The organism is Micromonospora sp. DT44 (assembly GCF_049841635.1).
Taxonomy (GTDB): domain Bacteria; phylum Actinomycetota; class Actinomycetes; order Mycobacteriales; family Micromonosporaceae; genus Micromonospora.
In genome coordinates this window covers 14894-29114 of sequence record NZ_JBNCKS010000024.1, presented here as the reverse complement: position 1 = coordinate 29114, position 14221 = coordinate 14894, and the positions used below count along the sequence as shown (strand labels likewise).

Here is a 14221-nt window from a genome sequence, read left to right as displayed (position 1 = left end):
CGCGCGGAGGCAGACTAACCGGGGACTGTGACGCTCTGCCTCCGGATTTCGTGACGGCCGTGTGGCGTAAACCGATCAGCTGTCCGATTGCAGCCGGTCGGCGGAGTGGCCCACAGCGTCGAGCAGCCAGCGTCCGGCGCGGAACATCCTGCGCCGGCCCGTCTGTTGCACCCACCGTGCCGGTCCACCCGCCGGCGCCCACCCCGATCGGAGTCACCGTGAACCGCGCCCACCTCGCCAGCTTCCTGCGCACCCGACGCGAGGCGCTGCGCCCCGAGGACGTGGGGTTGCCGCGCGGCCCGCGGCGGCGCACCGGTGGGCTGCGGCGCGAGGAAGTCGCCGCGTTGAGCGGTATGTCCACCGACTACTACACGCGGTTGGAGCAGCAGCGCGGGCCGCACCCCTCCGAGCAGATGCTCGCCGCCCTGGCCCGCGGCCTGCGCCTGTCCCTGGCCGAACGGGACCACCTGTTCCAGCTCGCCGGGCACGCCGTGCCCCACCGCGCGGTACGCGCCGACCACGTCAACCCCGGGATGATGCGCATCTTCGACCGGCTGCACGACACCCCGGCCCAGGTGGTGAACCACCTCGGCGAGACCCTGGCGCAGACCGCGCCGGCCGTCGCCCTGCTCGGCGACGAGACCCGGCACACCGGGCTGGCGCGCAGCGCGCACCACCGCTGGTTCACGGACCCCCACGTCCGCCAGCGGTATCGGGCACAGGACCACCAGCAGCACAGCCGGCTGCTGGTGGCGCACCTGCACGCCGCGTACACCCGTGATGGCCGCGGCTCGCGGGCCGCGGCGCTCGTCGACGACCTGCTCGCCGCGAGCCCGGAGTTCGCCCGACTGTGGCGCGAGCACCCGGTGCCGGGCGGCCAGTGCCCACCGAAGCACCTCCTGCACCCGGAGGTCGGCGCGTTGGAGCTGCACTGCCAGACGCTCGTCGATCCAGACCAGTCCCAGACCCTGCTGGTCTTCACGGCGGTGCCCGGTTCCGAGAGCGACGACAGGTTGCGCCTACTCTCCGTTACCGGAGGTCAGCTCGTCTGAGCGTCGAGGCCGGCACGGCGGCAATTGCGGCGAAGACATTGATATCGATGCCTGCGGCTGTAATGATTAACACACTTTACAGTTGTTTCCGCCGCCCCGGAAGGACCCCGCCATGGCGCGACGAACGGTCGGGCACACGCCCCGCCGCACCAGGTTGGCCGCCGCGTTCGCCGCGGCCCTGCTCGCCGTACCGACCGGCCTTGTCGTCGGCGTCTCCCCCGCGTCCGCCGCCGGCACGGGCGCCATCACCGGGTACGGCGGCAAGTGCGTCGACGTGGCCGCCGCGAACCCGGCCAACTCCACCCCGGTGCAGCTCTACACCTGCAACGGCTCCACCGCGCAGCAGTGGACCGTGGCCGACGACGGCACGATCCGAGCCCTGGGCAAGTGCCTGGACATCGCGGCCGCCAGCACCGCCAACGGCGCCCGGGCGCAGATCTACGACTGCAACGGCACCGGGGCGCAGCAGTGGTCGTCCAGCGCGGGGCAGGTGGTCAACCCGGCCTCGGGCAAGTGCCTCGACGCGACCGGCACCAGCTCCGCCGACGGCACGCCGCTACAGATCTGGAGTTGCACCGGCACCGCCAACCAGCTCTGGACGCTGCCCACCGGCGGCACCACCCCACCGCCGTCGAGCGGCTTCACCCACCCCGGAGTGCTGGTCAGCAGGGGTCAGCTCGACTTCGTACGCGGGCGGGTCCAGGCGGGAGCACAGCCCTGGGCGGCGGCCTACAACCAGATGATGTCCAGCCGGTACGCCTCACTGTCCCGCACCCCGGCGCCGCGCGCGGTTGTCGAGTGCGGCTCCTACTCCAACCCCAACAACGGCTGCACCGAAGAGCGCGAGGACGCGATCGCCGCGTACACCGACGCGCTCGCCTGGTACATCACCGGCGACGCCCGGTACGCGCAGAAGGCGATCCAGATCATGGACGCCTGGTCGGCGACGATCACCTCCCACACCGGCAGCAACGCGCCCCTGCAGACCGGCTGGGCGGCTCGACCTGGCCCCGGGCCGCCGAGATCATCAAGTACACGTACAGCAGCTGGCCCAACGCCAACCGGTTCGCCACCATGCTGCGCACCGTTTACCTGCCGGTGGTCCGCAACGGCTCGAACAGCAACGGCAACTGGGAACTGACCATGATGGAGGCCGCCATCGGGATCGCCGTCCACCTGGACGACCGGACGGCCTACGACGCGGCGGTGACCCGCTTCCTCAACCGCGCCCGCGCCTTCATCTACCTGCCCAGTGACGGCGCGCTCCCGTACACCGTGCCCGGCAGCGGCCTGGACACCAGCGGCGAGATCATCGGCTACTGGCAGGGCCAGTCCACCTTCGTCGCCGGACTCGCGCAGGAGACCTGCCGGGACTTCGTCCACACCGGGTACGGCATCTCCGCCATCTCACACGTCGCGGAGACCTCACGGATCCAGGAGCGCGACCTGTACCCGCAGGTCGGTGAGCGGTTGCGGCAGGCCCTCGGCTTCCACTCGCGCTACCAACTCGGCGAGGCGGCACCCTCCTGGCTCTGCGGCGGCACCCTCACCCGGGGCCTCGGCCCGATCACCGAGGTCGGTTTCAACGCGATGAGCAACCGGTTGGGCAACGTCATGACCAACACGCAGACCCTCACGCTGCAACAACGTCCCGCCGGCAGCAACAACCTCTTCGTCGCCTGGGAGACGCTGACCCACGCCAGCAACCCCAACTGACCGCGCGGCAGGCCGGCGTCGCACCCTCGACGCCGGCCCGCCCCGCACCTATCCCTCGACGCCCAGCGCCACCACCGGGCTGACCTGCGAGGCCCGCCGCGCCGGCAGCACCCCGGCCAACGCGGTCAGCGCGACGAGCGCCACGAAGAGCCCGACCAGGGGCAGCACCGGCAGCGTCAGCGGCGCGTTGAGCCCCAGCGCCCGCACCGCCAACCAGGCGTAGGGGACGCCGAGCAGCAGACCGAAGGTCGCCCCGATCACCCCGTAGAGGCCGGACTCGACGGTCAGCATCGTGCGCAGCCCGGCCCGGGACAGGCCGACGGCGCGCAGCAGCCCGGACTCGCGTACCCGCTCCACGACCGACAGGGCGGTCGTCGAACCCACCCCGACCACGGCGATCAGGACGGTGAGGCTGACCAGGCCGGCGGTGATCCAGACCAGCGCGGTCAGCACCGCGTCGTTGCGGTCCCGATCGTCGGCGAGCACGCTGATCTGCAGCCCGGTGGCGTTCCCGACCGCCTGCCGCAGCGCACGCGCCCCGGCGGTGCGGCCGTCCTCACCCGCGCGGGCGGCGTCGGCCAGCAGGCCGCTGTACGCCGTCGGTCCACCGATCCGGTCCAGGTCGGCACGGTCGACGAGGATGCCCGCGTACAGGGGGCCACGGTCGGGCAGGACCGCCGCCACGCGCACGTCGACCGTCGAGGCGTCGCGGCCGAGGGTGACCGTGTCGCCGGCCCGCAGCCCGGTGACGCTGGCGACCGCCTGGCCGAGCACGATCCGGCCGGGTCCCCGGTCGGCGAGGCTGCCCTGCGCCACGGGCAGGTCGGCGAGGGTCGGCAACGCCGACAGGTCCAGGTCGGTCGTCGAGTACCCGGCCTCGACGTCACCGATGCGCTCACCGCCCCGCGACAGCGTGACGTCGTGGAGCATCCGGTACGGCACGACCCGGGTCAGCGCCGCGCTGGCCGCCCGCGCCCGCGCCAGGACGGCGACCGGCAGGGCCGTACCCTCGGCGGAGGCGACCTCGAAGTCGGCCGGCGCGGAGAGGGCCATGTCGCGATCGGCGACCACCCGCATGGACGCGCCACCGATGACCACGCCGGAGATCAGCGTCACGCCGAGCGCCACCACCACGGATACGGCCGCGGCTCGGCGCGGTGTTCCACCGATCCCGCCGACCGCCAACCGTCCGAGGGCGCCGAGCTGGCGCAGTGGCCAGCCCACGACCGCCAGCACCGGACGCACCAGCAGCGGCCCGAGGGTCAGCAGGGCGAAGAACGCCAACGCGCCCGAGGCGACCAGCAGGAGCAGGCCGAGCGTCGGGTCGTACGACTCCGCGCCCGGCGTCGGCATGCGGCGCACCGCCGCGACGCCGGCCAGCAGCGCACCGAGGGCCAGCAGCGCCCCGGACACCAGGCGGGCCGCTCCGATGCCACGCCGGCCGGCGGTGACGCTGGCCGCGCGCAACGCCTCCAGCGGCGAGACCCGAGCGGCGGAGAACGCCGGGGCGAGGACCGCCAGCACGGTGATCACGACCGCCCCGACCACCACCGCGACCGCCGCCGTCAGCGGCAGCCCCGGCGACGACACCACCGTGCCGAAGGCGCGCAGGACCGGCGGAAGCGCCTGCCCGACGGCCAGCGCGGCGGCCACCCCGACGACACCGGCGACGAACCCGGTCAGGGCGCCCTCGGCCGTGAGCGCGCCCACCAACGCTCCCCGGCCCGCGCCGACCGCCCGCAGCAGCGCGAGGTGCTGCATCCGCTGGGCGAAGACGATGCGGAACGTGGAGGTGACCACCAGGGCCGCGGCGGCCACCGCGATCCCGACGAACATCCCGACCAGCGCGAACAGCCTGCCGACCTGCTCGGCCGCCGCGTCGGCCTCGGCGTCGCGTACCTCGGCGCCCGAGCGGATCGGCTGCTCGGCGGGGACCGCCGCGGCCAGGCGCTGGTGGACCGCCTGCGTCGCGCCCGGGGCCGCCCGCAGGTCGATCCGTTCCACGAAGGTCAAATGGCACCACGCGGCCACGACGTCGTCCGGCGCGTAGGCGTTCGCGCCGTCGTCGGCGGGGGTGTCGACCACTCCCGTGACGGTGAGCGGCGACTCGGCCGTGAGGTTGCCGCCCGTTCCGGTGGTCACCGTGCCGACCGTCAGCCCCAGCCGCTCGACGGTACGCGGGCTCACCGCGATCTCGCCGGGCTGGTCGGGATAGCTGCCCTGGACCAGGCGGACCGTGGCCAGCGGGCCCCGGCCCGGATCCGCCTGGAGGTTGACGTATCCCCCGCCGACCGAGACACCGAGGGTCACCCGACCCACCGCCTCGACGACGCCGGGCACCGCACGGACGTCCCGCAACTCCGTCAGGGCGGGCGGCCGCTCGGGGTCACCGACCGCCAGGTCGGTGACCGCCGGTGTGCCGCTGAGGGTGTCCCGGGCGGTCCGTTCGGTGATGTCCCGCGCCAGCACGGTGCCGAAGACCACAAACGACGCGACGAGGATCGCCAGGCCGGTGAGGATCAGCCGGCCCGGCCGTCGGGCCGCGGCGATCACCTGGGTACGCAGCACGGTCGCCCTCATGCGGCCACCGCCAGCGCGCGCAGCGCGTCGGTGATCGAGCCCTGGTCCGGCTCGTTGATCTCACCGGCGATCCGACCGTCGGCGAGGAGCACCACCCGGTCGGCGTACGCGGCGGCGATCGGATCGTGGGTGACCATGACCACCGTCTGGCCCAGGTCGCGTACCGAGTCGCGCAGGATGGCGAGCACCTCCGCGCCGGAGCGGGAGTCGAGGTTGCCCGTCGGCTCGTCGGCGAAGACGACCTCGGGCCGCGACACCAGGGCCCGGGCCAGCGCCACCCGCTGCTGCTGGCCGCCCGAGAGCTCGCTGGGCCGGTGCCCGAGCCGCTGCCCGAGGCCCAGCACGTCGACGAGGTGCGCGAGCAGGTCACGGTCGGGTTCCCGGCCGGCGAGGTCCAGCGGCAGGGTGATGTTCTGCGCGGCGGTGAGCTGCGGCAGCAGGTTGAACGACTGGAACACGAAGCCGATCCGGTCACGGCGGGCCCGGGTCAGCGTGCGGTCGGACTGACCGGTCAGCTCCGTGCCGCCGAGCAGGACCCGCCCGGACGTGGGGGTGTCCAGGCCGGCGAGGCAGTGCATCAACGTCGACTTGCCGGACCCGGACGAGCCCATGATCGCCGTGAACCCGGCCCGGCCGAAGCCGACCGAGACGCCGTCCAGGGCGCGGACCGCGGTGTCGCCGCTGCCGTACACCTTCACGAGGTCGACGGCCGCGACGGCCGCCGGCCCGGTCTGCGGTGGGGCGTGGGTTGTCATGGGTTCCTCCGGTGGTTGCGATGTGACCGCCGGAAGCCTCGCCCCCGCCGGGCGGCGGCCGCATCGGTCCGCGGTCGGGGAACGCGGCCGAGGGGTCTGTCTTTCGGCCGATCTGCCCGAGCCGCCCGCGTGGCTACGCTGGGTCACGATGAACGCGCCGAAATTCTCAGCCTGGTGGGTACGCCTGGGTCAGCTCGCCGGCCTGGCGGCGCTGGTCCTGCTCTGTGCCTTCGACCTGCGGTACGGCCTCTACAGCGGGATGGGCATGGCCGAAGCGCTGCGAGCCCTGTTACAGGTGGGGATGGCGGCGGCGACCACGGTGGTCTGGCTGCCGGTGCACCGGCAGGGTTCCCGGTCGTTGCCGATCGCGGCGCTCGTGCTCGGCGTCATCTCACTCGCCGTCACTCTGGGCTTCCTGGTGCTCAGGACGAGCCGGTTCCTTCTGCTGGGCGGCACCTGGGGGCTGGCCGAGTCCGCGGGGATGATCGCGGTGGTGTTCGTGGTGACCCGGTGGGGCTCCGCCCGGCTCGCCCCGTGGGCGGCCGTGGTCGCCGCGCTCGCCGCCGCCGCGCTTCCGCTGCGCGGCGGCGCCGACCTCGTCTACGTGATCTTCGGGCTGCTCCAGGCGCTCGGCGCGGTCGGCGCCGCCGCCGCCGGGATCTACCTGCGCGTCGTCGCCAGCGGCCGGGAGCGGGCCATCGCGCTGGTACGCGCCGAGCAGCGCGCCGAGTTCGCCCGCGACCTGCACGACTTCATCGCCCATCACGTGACCGGAATCGTGGTGCAGGCGCAGGGCGCCCGGTTCGTCGCGGAACAGGACCCACAACGGGTGATCGTCGCCCTGGAGCAGATCGAGCGGGCCGGGGCCGAGACGATGGCCTCGATGCGGCGGATGGTCGGCGTGCTGCGCAATCCGGACGCCCCGCCGGACGCGCCGCTGGCCCCGCTGGCCGGTGTGGCCGATCTCGCGCCCCTGCTGGAGGGCCACAACGGCACGACCAACACGCCGGCCCGGCTGTACGTCGACGGTCCGCTCGACGGGCTGCCGGTGGAGGTCTCCACCTCGGCGTACCGGGTGGTGATGGAGGGGCTGACCAACGCCCGCCAACACGCGCCGGACGCCCGATCGGTGGCGGTGTCCGTGCACCGTACGCCGGACTGGCTGCTGGTCCGGGTCGCCGACGACGGCGCGGGCCCGCGCTCGACGCCGGCCCGGGGGCACGGCTTCGGCCTGGTCGGCCTCACCGAGCGGGTACGCGCCCTCGACGGCACGGTCACCGCCGGACCGGGCGTCTCCGGCGGCTGGGTGCTCGACGCCGCGTTTCCCCTGCGCGTGGCGGTGACCCGATGATCCGGGTGCTGATCGCCGACGACCAGGCGATGGTCCGCACCGGCTTCGGCATGATCATCGGGGCGCAGCCGGACATGACGGTGGTCGGTGAGGCCGCCGACGGGATCGCGGCCGTCGAGATGACCCGTCGGCTACGTCCGGACGTGGTGCTGCTGGACATCCGGATGCCCCGCCTCGACGGCCTGGAGGCGCTCCGGCTGCTCGCCGGGCCGGGCGTCGCGGACCCGGTGCGGGTGGTCGTGGTGACGACGTTCGACCTCGACGAGTACGTGCACACCGCGCTGTCCCACGGCGCGTGCGGCTTCCTGCTCAAGGACTCCGGCCCGACGCTGCTCGTCGAGGCGGTCCGCGCCGCCGTCTCCGGTGACGCGCTGATCAGCCCGTCCATCACCGTACGGCTGCTGGAGCACCTCAGCTCGCCCGCCGCGCCGCGCGACGACGCGGGCCTGTCCCCACGGGAACTCGACGTCGTGAAGCTCGTCGCCCGGGGGCTGACCAACGCCGAGATCGCCGGCCAACTCTTCATCGCCGTCGGCACGGTCAAGACACACCTGGCCAGCGTGCAGGCGAAGCTCCCGGCCCGCAACCGCGTCGAGATCGCCGCCTGGGCCTGGGAACGCCGCCTGGTCAGCTAGCGGCCACCTTGACCGGCTGCTCCGGTTGCCGATCGCGTTGCCGATCGCGCCACGCACCGATGACAGTGCCGGCCGCTGAACCGCGATCCGGCGACGAGATCGCGCCAACCTCATGGGAGGCGGATGCCTTGCGGGAAGCCTTTGGAGCTGATGCCGCAAACGAATCAGACCCGGCCGACTAGTCGCGGGGCCCGCCGGGTCGCTGAGCCGACGCGCCGCTGGGCCGCTGGGCCGTCGGGCCGTCGGGCCGCTGGGCCGTCGGGCCGCTGGGCCGTCGGGCCGCTGGGCCGTCGGGCCGCTGGCCTGCTGGGCCGTCGGGCCGCTAGGCCGTCGGGCCGCCGGCCTGCTGGGCCGTCGGGCCGCCGGCCTGCTGGGCCGTCGGGCCGCTAGGCCGCTGGCCCGCTGGTCTGACGCCGGCGATGTCGTAGACGATTCAGCTCCAAAGGACCCGGGCAACACCCTGCCTGCCGGATCCCGCCGGCACCGACCAACTCAGGCGGCCCTCGGGGTGAGTGCGGCGACGGGGCATATTCGAACCTCCCGCTGCCGTAAGATCGACGGCAGTGAATCGCCGGCCCGCTGCGGACAACCGGAGGCGAGGGATTCATCGTGCACCCAATCCGAACACGGCCCCGATCACGGGCCACCACCCGGGCCGTCGCCGCGCTGGTGGCCGCAGCGGTCGTGCTGGGCCCGAGTCCGGCGCACGCCGCCGACGACTCCGAACGCCCCACCGCCCCCGGCCCGATCACGGTCACCGCCATCGACACCACCTCGGTGGAGCTGACCTGGACGGCGTCGACCGACAACGTGGGCGTGGTCGGCTACGCGGTCTCGGCGCTGTTCGAGGACACCGGCCGGGCGTACTCGACCGACACCACCACCATCCGCCTCACCGACCTGCTCCCGTCCCGGACGTACACCCTGAGCGTCGCGGGGCTGGACGCGGCGGGCAACCGGTCGGTGTCCAACCCGACGCTGCGGTTGACCATGCCACCGGGTGACAGCCAGCCGCCGAGCGCGCCCGGCCAGCCGGTCGCGTACGACGTCGCGGCGACCCTGGTGTGGCTGCGCTGGACCCCGTCGACCGACAACGTCGTGCTCGACCGGTACGAGGTGTAGCGGGTCGACGCGAGCGGTCAGCTGACCCTGGTCAGGGAGTTGTACCAGTTCCCGCCGAGCCCCACCATGACCCAGGTCAGCGGGTTGACGCCGAACACGACGTACACCTTCGTGGTGCGCGCCCGCGACGAGGCGGGCAACTGGTCGGCGCTGTCGTCGCCGGTCACCGTGACCACCCTGCCGCCCCCGCCGAGCTGCGCGGTCCGCACGGTCGTCCGGCAGTGGCCGGACGGCTTCGTGGCGTACCTCGCCGTCGAGAACACCGGCACGACGGCGGTGAACGGCTGGACGATGACCTGGCGGTTCTGGGCCAGCCAGCAGGTACGGGCCCTTTGGGGCGCGCAGGTCGTCGACCGGCCGAACAACAGCTATCTGCGGGTCCGCAACACCAGCCACAACGCGCTGATCAGGCCCGGCGGCACGGTGTCGCTGGGCATCGTCGCCACCGGCACCCAACTGCCGGAGGAGATCACGCTGAACGGCGGCGTCTGCGTGGCGGCAGACGAGTAACGCTCGCGTCCGGGGTCTGGTGTCGACGGCGACATCTTGCGACGCTAACGATCGTGTATGACTACGACCTGTTGGTGCTGGGCTCCGGACCCAGCGGTCAGAAGGCCGCGATCGCCGCCGCCAAGCTCGGCCGGCGGGTTGCCATCGTGGACCGCCGCGACATGCTCGGTGGGGTGTGCATCAACACCGGCACCGTCCCGTCCAAGACGCTGCGCGAGGCCGTGCTCTACCTGACCGGCCTGAGCCAGCGCGACCTGTACGGCAGCAGCTACCGGGTCAAGGAGGAGATCACGGTCAGCGACCTGGCCGCCCGCACCCAGCACGTCATCACACGCCAGACCGACGTCATCCGCAACCAACTCGCCCGCAACCGGGTCGCGATGATCACCGGTACCGGCCGCTTCGCGGATGCCCACTCGATCTGGGTCGACGCGGGCGCCGGGCGCGACTCGAAGGTGACCTTCGACAAGGCCGTCATCGCGGCCGGCACCCGCCCGGCCCGCCCGGACAGTGTCGACTTCGACGAGCGGACCATCGTGGACTCCGATGGAGTCATCAACCTCCAGGCCGTACCGCGCAGCATGGTCGTGGTCGGCGCCGGCGTGATCGGCATGGAGTACGCGTCGATGTTCGCCGCCCTCGGCACAAAGGTGACCGTCGTCGAACGCCGCGAGCAGATGCTCGACTTCTGCGACGAGGAGATCGTCGAGTCGCTCAAGTACCACCTGCGCGACCTGTCGGTGGCGTTCCGCTTCGGCGAGGAGGTCGCCGCGGTGGAGAAGCACCAGACGGCGGCGCTGTGCATCCTCAAGAGCGGCAAGAAGATCGTCGCGGACACCGTCATGTACTCGGCGGGTCGACAGGGGCAGACCGACGACCTGGCGTTGGAGGCGGCCGGGCTGACGGCGGACCGACGCGGCCGGATCGCCGTCGACGCCAACTACCGCACGTCGGTCGAGCACATCTACGCGGTGGGTGACGTGATCGGCTTCCCGGCGCTGGCCTCCACCTCCATGGAGCAGGGTCGGCTGGCCGCCCAGCACGCCTGCGGCGAACCGATCCGGGAGATGCACGGCCTGCAACCCATCGGCATCTACACCATCCCGGAGATCAGTTTCGTCGGCCAGACCGAGGCCCAGCTGACCGACGCGGCGACGCCGTTCGAGGTGGGCATCGCCCGCTACCGGGAGCTGGCCCGGGGTCAGATCGTCGGTGACTCGTACGGGATGTTGAAGCTGCTCGTCTCCCCCGAGGATGGCCGCCTGCTCGGGGTGCACGTGTTCGGCACCGCCGCCACCGAGATCGTCCACATCGGTCAGGCGGTGATGGGCTGCGGCGGCACGATCGACTATCTGATCGACGCGGTGTTCAACTACCCGACCCTGGCCGAGGCGTACAAGGTAGCCGCGCTGGACGCGTCAAACAAGATCCGCAACATAACCCGAATCGACGGCTAACCCACCCCACCCACCCCGGTCCCCCCACCCCGGGCCCACCCCACGGCCCCGTTGATCAAGAGGTTTGCGTCACGACACGCCGGGGCGGGTGACGCAAACCTCTTGATCACGAGGGTGGAGCGGGGGTGGTACCGGGGTGGGGGTTTGGGGTTAGGCTGGCGCGCAGGTTGGGCTGAGGGTGCCGGCGTTGCCGGTGCCCTGGAAGCCGAACTCGGTGGACTGTCCGGCGCCGACCTGACCGTTGTAGGAGACGTTCCTCCAGGTCGTCGTGCCGGTGCTACCGCTGTTGGTGGCGCTCCAGGCGTTGGTGACGGTCGCGCCGGAAGGCAGGTCGATCGTCACGGTCCACCCGTTGAGGGCCGAGGAGCCGGCGGTCACCCGGACGTTCGCCACGAAGCCGCCGTTCCACTGGTTCACCGTCACGGAGGCGGAGCAGTCACCCTGTCCCGGCGGAGGCGTGGTGGGCGGCGGAGTCGTGGGTGGTGGAGTCGTCGGCGGCGGGGTGGTGGGCGGCGGGGTCGTCGGGGTGGTGCCGCTGTTCAGCGCGGCGAGCACGGCGTCGTACGCGGGCTTCTTCTGGCCGCTGTTGTTGAACAGCAGCGGCGTCTGCGAGGACCGCCACGAGTCGCTGTCCCGGATGCCCCACACGGTGATGCCGTTGCAGCGGGCCACCGCGAGGCAGTCCTCGACCACGCTGCGGTACGTGTTCGCCGGAGCGCCCTGGATGTCCAGCTCGGTGATCTGCACGTCCACACCCAGCGCCGCGAAGCTCGACAGCGTGGTGCGGTAGTTGCTGACGTACGGGGAGTCGCTGTTGAAGTGCGACTGGAAGCCGACGCAGTCGATCGGCACGCCACGGGACTTGAAGTCGCGGACCATGTTGTAGACGCCCTGCGTCTTGGCCCAGGTCCAGTTGTCGATGTTGTAGTCGTTGTAGCAGAGCTTCGCTCCCGGGTCCGCGGCCCGCGCGGCTCGGAACGCCGCCTCGATCCAGTCGTTGCCGGTGCGCTGCAGGTTCGAGTCGCGCCGGCCGCCGGAGTTGCCGTCGGCGAACGCCTCGTTCACCACGTCCCAGGAGTAGAGCTGCCCCCGGAAGTGCGTGGCCACCTGCGTCACGTGGTTCAGGATCGCCTGCCGCAGGGCGCTTCCGCTCATGCCCTGCATCCAACTCGGCTGCTGGGCGTGCCAGGCCAGCGTGTGACCGCGTACCTGCATGCCGCGGCTGCGGGCGTGGTTGACGATCTGCTCGGCCGAGCCGTAGCTGAAACGGTTCTGCTGCGGCTCGGTGGCGTCGATCTTCATCTCGTTCTCGGCCGTCACCATGTTGAACTCACGGTTCAAAATCGTGGTGTACGTGCTGTCCGAGAGCTTGAAACCGGCCACTGCCGTACCAAAGTAGCGGCCCTTCTCGGCGGCGGACGCGCCGAGCGTGGTCCCGGCGGCGGCGGGCGCCGTCAGGACCAGCGTCATGCCGGCGGCGAGCGCGCCCGCCCCGGCCAGCGCGACGGCGGCTCTCGACGCCGCTCTCCATCTCGCGTTTCGCATTCGTGCGACTCCTTGTGGGTGGGGTGCGGCGTGGGTCAGGAGACCGAGCAGGTGGCCCCGTTGAGGGCGAAGGCCGTGGGCTTGCCGGCGTCGCCGGTGTGGGTGGCCTGGAAGCCGATTTCGACCGACGTGTTCGGGGCGATGGTGCCGTTGTAGGAGACGTTGCGAGCCGTCACCGCGCCGCTGGTCGGCGAGTAGGCGGCGTTCCAGCCGCCGGTGATGGTCTGGCCGCCGGGCAGCGTGAAGGTCAGCGCCCACCCGTTCACGGCCGTGGCGCCGGTGTTGGTGATCCGTACGCTCGCGGTGAGCCCGTTGTTCCAGGCGTTGACCGTGTAGGTGACCGCGCAGGCGCCCGCGCTGGGCGGCGGCGTGGTGGGCGGCGGAGTGGTCGGAGGAGGCGTGGTGGGCGGCGGGGTCGTCGGGGGCGGCGTCGTCGGGGGCGGCGTCGTCGGCGGAGGCGTCGTCGGGGGCGGCGTGGTCGGCGGCGGCGTCGTCGGCGGGGCGGTGCCGTCGAGGCCGAAGAAGCGGATCACCTGCGCGGCGTCGACGGGGATGTTGTGCGTGACGCCCTGCATGCTGATCGCCTCGACCGGGGCCATCGGGCCGCTGCTGCCGTACCGGGTGCGGGTGTAACCCGACTGCGGGGAGTCGGTGTACGTCGGGGTCTGGCTCAGACCGTGCACGTTGGTCCACTGCTTGACCTGCTCACCGAGGTTCGGGTAGCGCAGGGTGTCGTCGCTCGTGCCGTGCCAGATCTGCATCCGCGGCCGCCGGCCGCTGTAGCCGGGGTACGCCCCGCGGACCAGGTCCCCCCACTGCTGGGCGGTCTTGATGGACTGCCCGTTCGCGCACTGGCTGTTCCACTCCGAGGTGCCCCCGGTGGCGAAACAGGCGAACGGCACCCCGGCGAAGGACGCGCCGGCCGCGAACACGTCCGGGTAGTCACCGAGCATGACGTTGGTCATCATCGCGCCCGACGAGGTGCCGGTGGCGAAGACGCGGTCCGCGTCGGCGGAGTACCGCTGCTTGACGTAGTCGATCATCGAGATGAGCCCGACCGGGTCGCTGCCCCCGCCTCGGCGCAACGCCTGCGGCGAGGCCACGTCCCAGCACTTGCTGCTGCGGGTCGCCGACGGGTAGATGACGATGAAGCCGTACCGGTCGGCGAGGGAGGCGTACTGCGTGCCGGAGTAGAAGGCGGGGCCGGTGCCGGTGCAGTAGTGCAGGGCGAGCAGGATCCCCGGGCGGGATGCCACCCGGTCCGGGACGTACAGGTGCATCTGGAGGTTTGTGGGGTTGTTGCCGAAGCCGGTCACCTGCGTGAGCGTCGCGGCGGACGCGGGCGTGGCGAACGCCAGCGCGGCGGCGGCGACCGTCGCGACCGCGGTGAGGACGCCGAGCAGCCTTGTCTTCAGTGTCATGGTTCGCGATTCCTCGGGAGAATGGCGCATGGAAGGGGGTTAGTCGAGGACTGCCCTTCGCCCGACCGTGACCGCGG

General features: G+C 72.2%; 12 protein-coding genes. 8 read left to right on the top strand and 4 right to left on the bottom strand.

The features are described from left to right. The first annotated feature begins 218 nt into the window (after positions 1-218). The 3 genes from ACLQ25_RS15860 to ACLQ25_RS15850 all read left to right on the top strand — a co-directional run bounded on the left by ACLQ25_RS15860 (position 219) and on the right by ACLQ25_RS15850 (position 2768). On the top strand, positions 219-1052 hold the full coding sequence (locus ACLQ25_RS15860; protein ID WP_425731630.1) for a helix-turn-helix transcriptional regulator: 834 nt from the start codon (positions 219-221) through the stop codon (positions 1050-1052). 112 nt (positions 1053-1164) lie between these two features. After that, the gene (locus tag ACLQ25_RS15855; RefSeq protein WP_425731629.1) at positions 1165-2193 is read left to right on the top strand and encodes a ricin-type beta-trefoil lectin domain protein; all 1029 of its coding nucleotides are present in this window, start codon (positions 1165-1167) and stop codon (positions 2191-2193) included. Continuing rightward, entirely contained in the window at positions 2127-2768 is a 642-nt protein-coding gene (locus tag ACLQ25_RS15850) for a hypothetical protein (RefSeq protein ID WP_425731628.1), read from the top strand. Before ACLQ25_RS15855 ends, ACLQ25_RS15850 begins: the two co-directional genes overlap by 67 nt. 48 nt (positions 2769-2816) lie before the next feature. On the opposite strand, the gene ACLQ25_RS15845 is transcribed toward ACLQ25_RS15850, so the two are convergent. Both ACLQ25_RS15845 and ACLQ25_RS15840 read right to left on the bottom strand, forming a co-directional pair. After that, positions 2817-5348, bottom strand: a complete 2532-nt coding sequence (locus ACLQ25_RS15845) for an FtsX-like permease family protein (RefSeq protein WP_425731627.1) — start codon at positions 5346-5348, stop codon at positions 2817-2819. Beyond that, entirely contained in the window at positions 5345-6103 is a 759-nt protein-coding gene (locus tag ACLQ25_RS15840) for an ABC transporter ATP-binding protein (protein ID WP_425731626.1), read from the bottom strand. Before ACLQ25_RS15840 ends, ACLQ25_RS15845 begins: the two co-directional genes overlap by 4 nt. Positions 6104-6251: 148 nt before the next feature. On the opposite strand from ACLQ25_RS15840, the gene ACLQ25_RS15835 reads away from it, so the two are divergent. The 5 genes from ACLQ25_RS15835 (at position 6252) to sthA (ending at position 11178) form a co-directional block, all read left to right on the top strand. After that, the gene (locus ACLQ25_RS15835; RefSeq protein WP_425731625.1) at positions 6252-7454 is read left to right on the top strand and encodes a sensor histidine kinase; all 1203 of its coding nucleotides are present in this window, start codon (positions 6252-6254) and stop codon (positions 7452-7454) included. After that, complete coding sequence (locus ACLQ25_RS15830) at positions 7451-8089, top strand: response regulator (RefSeq protein ID WP_425731624.1); 639 nt, start codon at positions 7451-7453, stop codon at positions 8087-8089. Before ACLQ25_RS15835 ends, ACLQ25_RS15830 begins: the two co-directional genes overlap by 4 nt. Positions 8090-8698: 609 nt before the next feature. Continuing rightward, positions 8699-9211 carry a fibronectin type III domain-containing protein gene (locus tag ACLQ25_RS15825; protein ID WP_425731623.1) on the top strand — a complete coding sequence of 171 codons (513 nt, stop codon included), beginning with the start codon at positions 8699-8701 and terminating at the stop codon, positions 9209-9211. A 66-nt stretch (positions 9212-9277) separates the two neighbouring features. Then, positions 9278-9721, top strand: coding sequence for a cellulose binding domain-containing protein (locus ACLQ25_RS15820; RefSeq protein WP_425731622.1), 444 nt, complete (start codon positions 9278-9280; stop codon positions 9719-9721). Between the two features lie 53 nt (positions 9722-9774). Then, positions 9775-11178, top strand: coding sequence for a Si-specific NAD(P)(+) transhydrogenase (gene sthA / locus ACLQ25_RS15815; protein ID WP_425731621.1), 1404 nt, complete (start codon positions 9775-9777; stop codon positions 11176-11178). A gap of 150 nt (positions 11179-11328) precedes the next feature. Here sthA and ACLQ25_RS15810 read toward each other — a convergent pair whose 3' ends face one another. Beyond that, positions 11329-12723, bottom strand: a complete 1395-nt coding sequence (locus ACLQ25_RS15810; RefSeq protein ID WP_425731620.1) for an endo-1,4-beta-xylanase — start codon at positions 12721-12723, stop codon at positions 11329-11331. Between the two features lie 35 nt (positions 12724-12758). Further along, positions 12759-14144 carry an extracellular catalytic domain type 1 short-chain-length polyhydroxyalkanoate depolymerase gene (locus tag ACLQ25_RS15805; protein ID WP_425731619.1) on the bottom strand — a complete coding sequence of 462 codons (1386 nt, stop codon included), beginning with the start codon at positions 14142-14144 and terminating at the stop codon, positions 12759-12761. Positions 14145-14221 lie beyond the last annotated feature (77 nt).

Coding starts and splice junctions, on each gene's coding strand:
- ACLQ25_RS15855 (WP_425731629.1), top strand. CDS start 1,165: ATGGCGCGACGAACGGTCGGGCACACGCCCCGCCGCACCAGGTTGGCC.
- ACLQ25_RS15850 (WP_425731628.1), top strand. CDS start 2,127: ATGCTGCGCACCGTTTACCTGCCGGTGGTCCGCAACGGCTCGAACAGC.
- ACLQ25_RS15845 (WP_425731627.1), bottom strand. CDS start 5,348: ATGAGGGCGACCGTGCTGCGTACCCAGGTGATCGCCGCGGCCCGACGG.
- ACLQ25_RS15840 (WP_425731626.1), bottom strand. CDS start 6,103: ATGACAACCCACGCCCCACCGCAGACCGGGCCGGCGGCCGTCGCGGCC.
- ACLQ25_RS15835 (WP_425731625.1), top strand. CDS start 6,252: ATGAACGCGCCGAAATTCTCAGCCTGGTGGGTACGCCTGGGTCAGCTC.
- ACLQ25_RS15830 (WP_425731624.1), top strand. CDS start 7,451: ATGATCCGGGTGCTGATCGCCGACGACCAGGCGATGGTCCGCACCGGC.
- ACLQ25_RS15820 (WP_425731622.1), top strand. CDS start 9,278: ATGACCCAGGTCAGCGGGTTGACGCCGAACACGACGTACACCTTCGTG.
- ACLQ25_RS15810 (WP_425731620.1), bottom strand. CDS start 12,723: ATGCGAAACGCGAGATGGAGAGCGGCGTCGAGAGCCGCCGTCGCGCTG.
- ACLQ25_RS15805 (WP_425731619.1), bottom strand. CDS start 14,144: ATGACACTGAAGACAAGGCTGCTCGGCGTCCTCACCGCGGTCGCGACG.